General features: G+C 71.6%; 7 protein-coding genes. 6 read left to right on the top strand and 1 reads right to left on the bottom strand.

The genetic code is table 11. From position 1 onward, the window contains the following. From VJS38_RS12600 to VJS38_RS12575, 6 genes are all read left to right on the top strand, one after another. Positions 1-680: methyl-accepting chemotaxis protein (locus tag VJS38_RS12600; protein ID WP_324088495.1), on the top strand; the 680-nt coding region annotated here is incomplete at its 5' end. Continuing rightward, positions 680-1153 carry a chemotaxis protein CheW gene (locus VJS38_RS12595; RefSeq protein WP_324088494.1) on the top strand — a complete coding sequence of 158 codons (474 nt, stop codon included), beginning with the start codon at positions 680-682 and terminating at the stop codon, positions 1151-1153. The genes VJS38_RS12600 and VJS38_RS12595, both read left to right, overlap by 1 nt. After that, a complete protein-coding gene (locus VJS38_RS12590) occupies positions 1153-2022 on the top strand; it encodes a CheR family methyltransferase (RefSeq protein ID WP_324088493.1) in 870 nt (289 codons plus the stop codon). Before VJS38_RS12595 ends, VJS38_RS12590 begins: the two co-directional genes overlap by 1 nt. Before the next feature lie 4 nt (positions 2023-2026). Next, positions 2027-3127 (top strand): chemotaxis response regulator protein-glutamate methylesterase, encoded by a 1101-nt coding sequence (locus tag VJS38_RS12585; RefSeq protein ID WP_324088492.1) that lies wholly within the window; start codon positions 2027-2029, stop codon positions 3125-3127. A gap of 140 nt (positions 3128-3267) precedes the next feature. After that, complete coding sequence (locus VJS38_RS12580; RefSeq protein ID WP_324088491.1) at positions 3268-3852, top strand: hypothetical protein; 585 nt, start codon at positions 3268-3270, stop codon at positions 3850-3852. Further along, a complete protein-coding gene (locus VJS38_RS12575) occupies positions 3839-4261 on the top strand; it encodes a hypothetical protein (RefSeq protein WP_324088490.1) in 423 nt (140 codons plus the stop codon). Before VJS38_RS12580 ends, VJS38_RS12575 begins: the two co-directional genes overlap by 14 nt. 23 nt (positions 4262-4284) lie before the next feature. Here VJS38_RS12575 and VJS38_RS12570 read toward each other — a convergent pair. Then, the coding region (locus VJS38_RS12570; RefSeq protein WP_324088489.1) for a hypothetical protein at positions 4285-5671 on the bottom strand (1387 nt) is incomplete at its 5' end.

The following is a 5671-nucleotide window of genomic DNA, read 5'->3' as shown; positions in this document are numbered from 1 at the left end:
AGGCCGTTCGCCGTGCCGTGGCGGCGATGCAGACCATCGCCGACAAAATCGGCATCGTGCAGGAAATCGCCCGCCAGACCGATCTTCTGGCGCTGAACGCCGCGGTCGAGGCCGCCCGCGCCGGCGAGCACGGCAAAGGCTTTGCGGTGGTGGCCTCGGAGGTGCGCAAGCTCGCCGAGCGCAGCCAGAGCGCTGCCGCCGAGATCGGCGCGGTGTCGTCGGAGACCGTCAAGGCCGCCCAGTCGGCCGGGGAGATGCTCGCCGAGCTGGTGCCGAACATCCGCAAGACCGCCGAGCTGGTCAGCGAGATCAGCGCCGCTTGCCGCGAGCAGGACATCGGCGCCTCGCAGATCAACGAGGCCATCCAGCAGCTCGACAAGGTCACCCAGCAGAACGCCAGCGCCTCGGAAGAGATGTCGGCGACGTCGGAGGAGCTCGCCGCCCAGGCCGAGGAGCTGCAAGCCTCGGTCGCCTTCTTCCGCACCAACGCCAGCGGCCAGCCGGCCCGGCGCATCACGCGCCCCGAGCCCGCCGCGAGGACCGCGCCGACGAAGTCGGCGGCGCGCAAGGGGGGCGCCAGCCCCGTGGCGGCTCAGCAGGCGCGGGCCCGGGGCTTCGCCCTGGATCTCGCCCAGGGCGGGCCCGACGACGACGACGCCCAATTCCGGGAATACGCCTGATGACCACGCCTGCGCAGTTCGTGACCCTCGGCCTGGGCGAGGAGGTCTTCGCCGTCCCGGTCGACTACGTCCGCGAGATCCTCGACTGGGCGCGGCCGTTCGCCATTCCCGAGGGCCCGGCCTACCTGCTGGGCCTGACCGACGTTCGGGGCCGGGGAACGCCCACGCTGGACCTGCGCCGCAAGCTCGGGATGACGCCGCTGTCGCCCACGCCCTCGACGCGGATCCTGGTGGTCGACATTCCGCTCCCAGGCGGGTCGCTTTCGGTGGGGCTCGCGGCCGACCGCGTCATCGAGGTCGCCGCCTACGGTTCTGAGGAGATCGAGCCGGCGCCCGAGATCGGCGTGCCGTGGCGCAACGAGTACATCCGCGGAGTCGTCCGCCGCGAGGGCGCCTTCGTCGTCCTGTTCGACCTGGTCCGCCTGTTGACCAGCGAGGACGTCGCCATGCTGCCGCAGGTCCAGGCCGCCTGATGGGGCTCGCCGCCGAAGCGCTCCGCGCCCCGCCAGCGCCCGCGACCGACGGGCTCAGCGACAAGGACTTCCGCCGCCTCGCCCAGCTGATCCAAGGCTACAGCGGCATCAAGATGCCGCCCGGCAAGCGCACCATGCTGGAGGGCCGCCTGCGCCGCCGGGTGCGCGCCACCGGCGCGGCCAGCCTCGCCGACTACTGCCGCGCGCTGTTCGAAGAGGACGGCCTGGCCGCCGAGCTGGTCGACCTGATCGACGCGGTCACCACCAACAAGACCGAATTCTTCCGCGAGCCCACCCACTTCGACTTCCTGCGCGACCGCGGGCTTTCGATGCTGATGACGCCGCAACGGCGCACGCTGAAGGCCTGGAGCGCGGCCTGCTCGATCGGCGCCGAGCCCTATACGCTGGCCATGGTCATCGAGGACCACCTGCGCGAGACCCGCGCGCGCGGCGGCTATTCGATCCTCTGCACCGACCTTTGCACCGAGGTGTTGGAGGAGGCGGTGGCCGGCATCTATCCGGCGGCGATGGTCGAGCCGGTGCCGATGGAGCTGCGCCGCCGCTACCTGATGCGCGCCCGCGATCCGCAGCGCAACGTCGTGCGCATCGCGCCCGCCCTGCGCTCGCGACTGCTGTTCTCACGTCTCAATCTGATGGACGAGACCTATCCGGTGGACGACGAGATGGACATGATCTTCTGCCGCAACATCTTGATCTATTTCGACAAGCCGACCCAGTCGAAGGTGCTGCGCCGGCTCTGCTCGCATCTGCGGCCGGGCGGCATGCTGTTCCTCGGCCATTCGGAGTCGGTGGTCGGCATCGATCTGCCGGTGCGCCAGGTCGCCAGCACGATCTTCCAGCGGGTCTGAAGCCGTGACGGCCGCGCGCAAGATCCGTGTGCTGATCGTCGACGACTCCGCGACCGTGCGCCAGACGCTGACGGCGGTGCTGGAGTCCGATCCCGAGATCGAGGTCCTGGGCGTCGCCTCCGATCCCTACGTCGCCGCGCGCCGGATCCGCGACGAGGTTCCCGACGTCATCACCCTCGACGTCGAGATGCCGCGGATGGATGGCATCACCTTCCTGCGCAAGCTGATGGCGCAGCATCCGATCCCGGTGGTCATGTGCTCGTCCCTGACCGAGGCAGGCTCGGAGACCCTGCTGCAGGCGCTGTCCGCCGGCGCGGTCGACATCATCCTGAAGCCCAAGCTGGGCGTGGCCGAGCACCTGGCGGAAAGCCGCATCCGCATCTGCGACGCGGTGAAGGCCGCCGCCCGCGCGCGCGTCCGCGGCCGCCACGGGGCGCCGCCGGAGTTCCACCAGGCCGCGGCCGGCGAGCCGCAGAAGAAGCTCACCGCCGACGCCATGCTGCCGCCGCCCACCGGCAAGGCGATGGCGCGCACCACCGAGAGCATCGTCTGCATCGGCGCCTCCACCGGCGGCACCGAATCCCTGCGCGAGGTCTTGACCGCCCTGCCGGCCAACTCGCCCGGCATCGTCATCGTCCAGCACATGCCAGAGCGCTTCACCGCCTCCTTCGCCAAGCGGCTGAACGATCTTTGCGAGGTGGACGTGAAGGAGGCCGAGGACGGCGATGCGGTGCTGCGCGGCCGCGTGCTGATCGCGCCCGGCAACCTCCACACCATGCTCGAGCGCAGCGGCGCCAACTACTATGTCTCGGTGAAGACCGGCCCCCTGGTCTCGCGCCATCGGCCCTCGGTCGACGTGCTGTTCCGCTCGGCGGCCCGCGCGGCCGGCTCCAACGCCGTCGGCGTGATCATGACCGGCATGGGCGACGACGGCGCGCGCGGCATGGAGGAGATGAAGAAGGCGGGCGCCCTGACCATCGCCCAGGACGAGGCCTCTTCCGTCGTCTTCGGCATGCCCAAGGAAGCGATCGCCCGCAATTGCGTCGACCGCATCGTCCCGCTGTCGCAGATCGCCCAGGAGTTGCTGCGCGCCGCGGCGCGCTGACCGGGCCGCCAAGGCTTCTTCCCGCACCATCGCTCTTGTTCCGGCTTGCCGGAACCGCCCTTGCATTTGCTCGTTCGGGTGCACGCCTTCGCCGCCCGAAGACGGCGCGGGCCGGGGCCGAAACCCCCAGGAGGAGACGCATGGACAACACAACGATGCTGATCGTGCTCGGGGTGATCGTGGTCGTCGCGATCGCCGCCGTCGCGGTCTGGCAGGCCCAAAAGTCGCGCCGGCTGAAGCAGCAGTTCGGCGCCGAGTACGACCGGACCGTCGGCGACGCCGGCAGCCGGCGTCGAGCGGAGGCCGAGCTCGCGGCGCGCGAGAAGCGCGTCCGGGCCATGGAGATCCGCCCGCTGAGCAACGTCGACCGCGCCCGCTTCGTCGACGACTGGCGGCGCGTGCAGGCGGAGTTCGTCGACGACCCGAAACGCGCGATCGTCAACGCCGACCGCCTGCTGGGCGACGTCATGGCGACCCGCGGCTATCCGGTCTCCGACTTCGCCCAGCGTTCGCAGGACCTGTCCGTGGACCATCCCGAGGTGGTCGAGCACTACCGGCTGGGCCACGACATCGCGCTCGCCCACGAGCGCGGCGAGGCCGACACCGAGGACCTGCGCCAGGCGATGGTTCACTTCCGCGAGCTGTTCGAAGAGCTCGTCGAAGGCCCCGCCCTCTACCGAGCCGATGCGGGCTCGCATCCGGAGTCCAGTCATGTCCGACATTGATCCCATGCACGAACAGAACACGCCCGCGCCCAAGGACAAGCTCTCGACGGCCGAGCTCGCCGGCGCAGGCCAGCCGGATCTGCAACCCCGCGCGGCCGGCGAGCCGCGCTCCTTCGCCCCCGACCAGGCGGAGCGTCATGAGGCGCCGCTGCTCGCCGAGGGCGAGATCACGCAGATGCGCGAGCGCTGGACCGAGATCCAGGCCGGCTTCGTCGACGAGCCGCGCAGGGCGGTGGAGGGGGCCGACAACCTGGTCGCCCAGACCATGAAGCGGCTGGCCGAGATGTTCGCCGAGGAGCGCTCGCGGCTGGAGGCCCAGTGGGACCGCGGCGACAAGGTCTCGACGGAAGACCTGCGGCTGGCGCTCCAGCGCTACCGCATGTTCTTCGACCGCCTGCTGACGTTCTGACGGCGAGGGCCTGCGAGCTCGCGCTAGAAGAGGACGGCGTCCAACTCGTCCTCGGCTTTGGCCTTCTCAGCCGCGGCGTGGGGCGCCTCGCCGGCGAGGCCCGCCGTCAGCGCGGCGTGGATCTCGCGCTCCTGGGCCATGGTGTAGGCCTTGGCGAGGGCCTGCAGAATGTCGGCCAGCAGGGCGGGATCGGCCTGGGCGGGATCGGCGCCCAGCCGGCCGCGGTCGAGCAGGTCTGCGGCCGCGTCCAGCGCCTTGCCGATCTCGCCGTGGAAGTCGAGCCGCCCGGCGGCCTCGCCGAGCGCGCGGACCACGGTCTCGCCCTGCTGGGCGACCTGGGCGAGGTCGGCTTCGACGGCGGCGTTGGCCTTGCGCAGGCGTTCGGTGGCCGCGGTGAGCGCCGCCCCGGCCGCGCCGCCCTCGCCGTGGTCGTCGGCCATCCGGCCGGCGTCGGCCGCCAGCCTCTCCAGGGTGGCCAGGGCGCGCTGGGCGGACGTCTCGAGCAGGCCCGCGTGGGACCGCATCTCGATCGCGATCACCGACAGCGGCTTGCCCGCGTCGCCGATGCGGGCGCACTTCAGCGTGGTGTTCAGCGCCATCTGCTGGACGTCGGTCTTGATCGCCTGCAGCTCGGCGATGCGGCGGGTCAGGTCGGCCACGGCGGCGACGGCGGCGCGGCCGGTCGTCAGGGCGTCGGTCTCGGCGGCCTCGGTGCGGCCCACGAGGCTTAACGCCTGGCCGAGGTGGAGGGTCATCCGGTCGAGGAAGCCTTCGCCGTCGGCTGCGCCGAAGGCCAGGTCACGCAACCGCAGCAGCTCCGAGGCGCTGGTCGCGATGCCGGCCATGCTCTGGTGGATCTGGGCGGCGTCGCGGTGGAAGTCCGCGGCCGCCGAGCCCAGCAGGGCGGCGAACAGCGGCGTCACCGCCGCGGCGACCGGGGCGCGGATTTGCGGATCGGGGCAGGTGACGGGCAGTCTGGCCAGGCCGAGCTGGACGTGCTCGATCCGCTGGCGGGTGCTGTCGCCCACCTGCAGGGCGGCGAGCGCCGCGCTGACCTTGCGCTGGATGTCCTGGGCGAGCTCGCGCACCTCGGCGGCGACGCGGGCGACCTTCTCGTGATGGCCGGCGATGTCGGCCGCGGAAGCTGCGAGGGCCTCCGGGACCGCCGGGATCAGCCGTTCGCAGTCGGCCGCCAGGGTCTGTTCCTGGGAGAGCGCGGCCGAGAGCTGGTGGCTCAGCGCGGCCACGTCGGCGGCGAAGCGCTCGACCTCCAGACGGCCGGACTCGATCCGGTCGGAGATCTCCTGGGCGAACACGGCGAAGTCGTCGCCGGCGCCCGGCACGCCGGCGGCGGTGACCTTGATGTTGATGGCGAAGACCCGCAGGTAGGCGAGGTCGCGGCGCATGTCC

Source organism: Phenylobacterium sp., from assembly GCF_035276905.1.
Taxonomy (GTDB): domain Bacteria; phylum Pseudomonadota; class Alphaproteobacteria; order Caulobacterales; family Caulobacteraceae; genus Phenylobacterium.
Note: the sequence above shows the minus strand (reverse complement) of the source record. Positions and strands in the feature narration are given on the sequence as shown.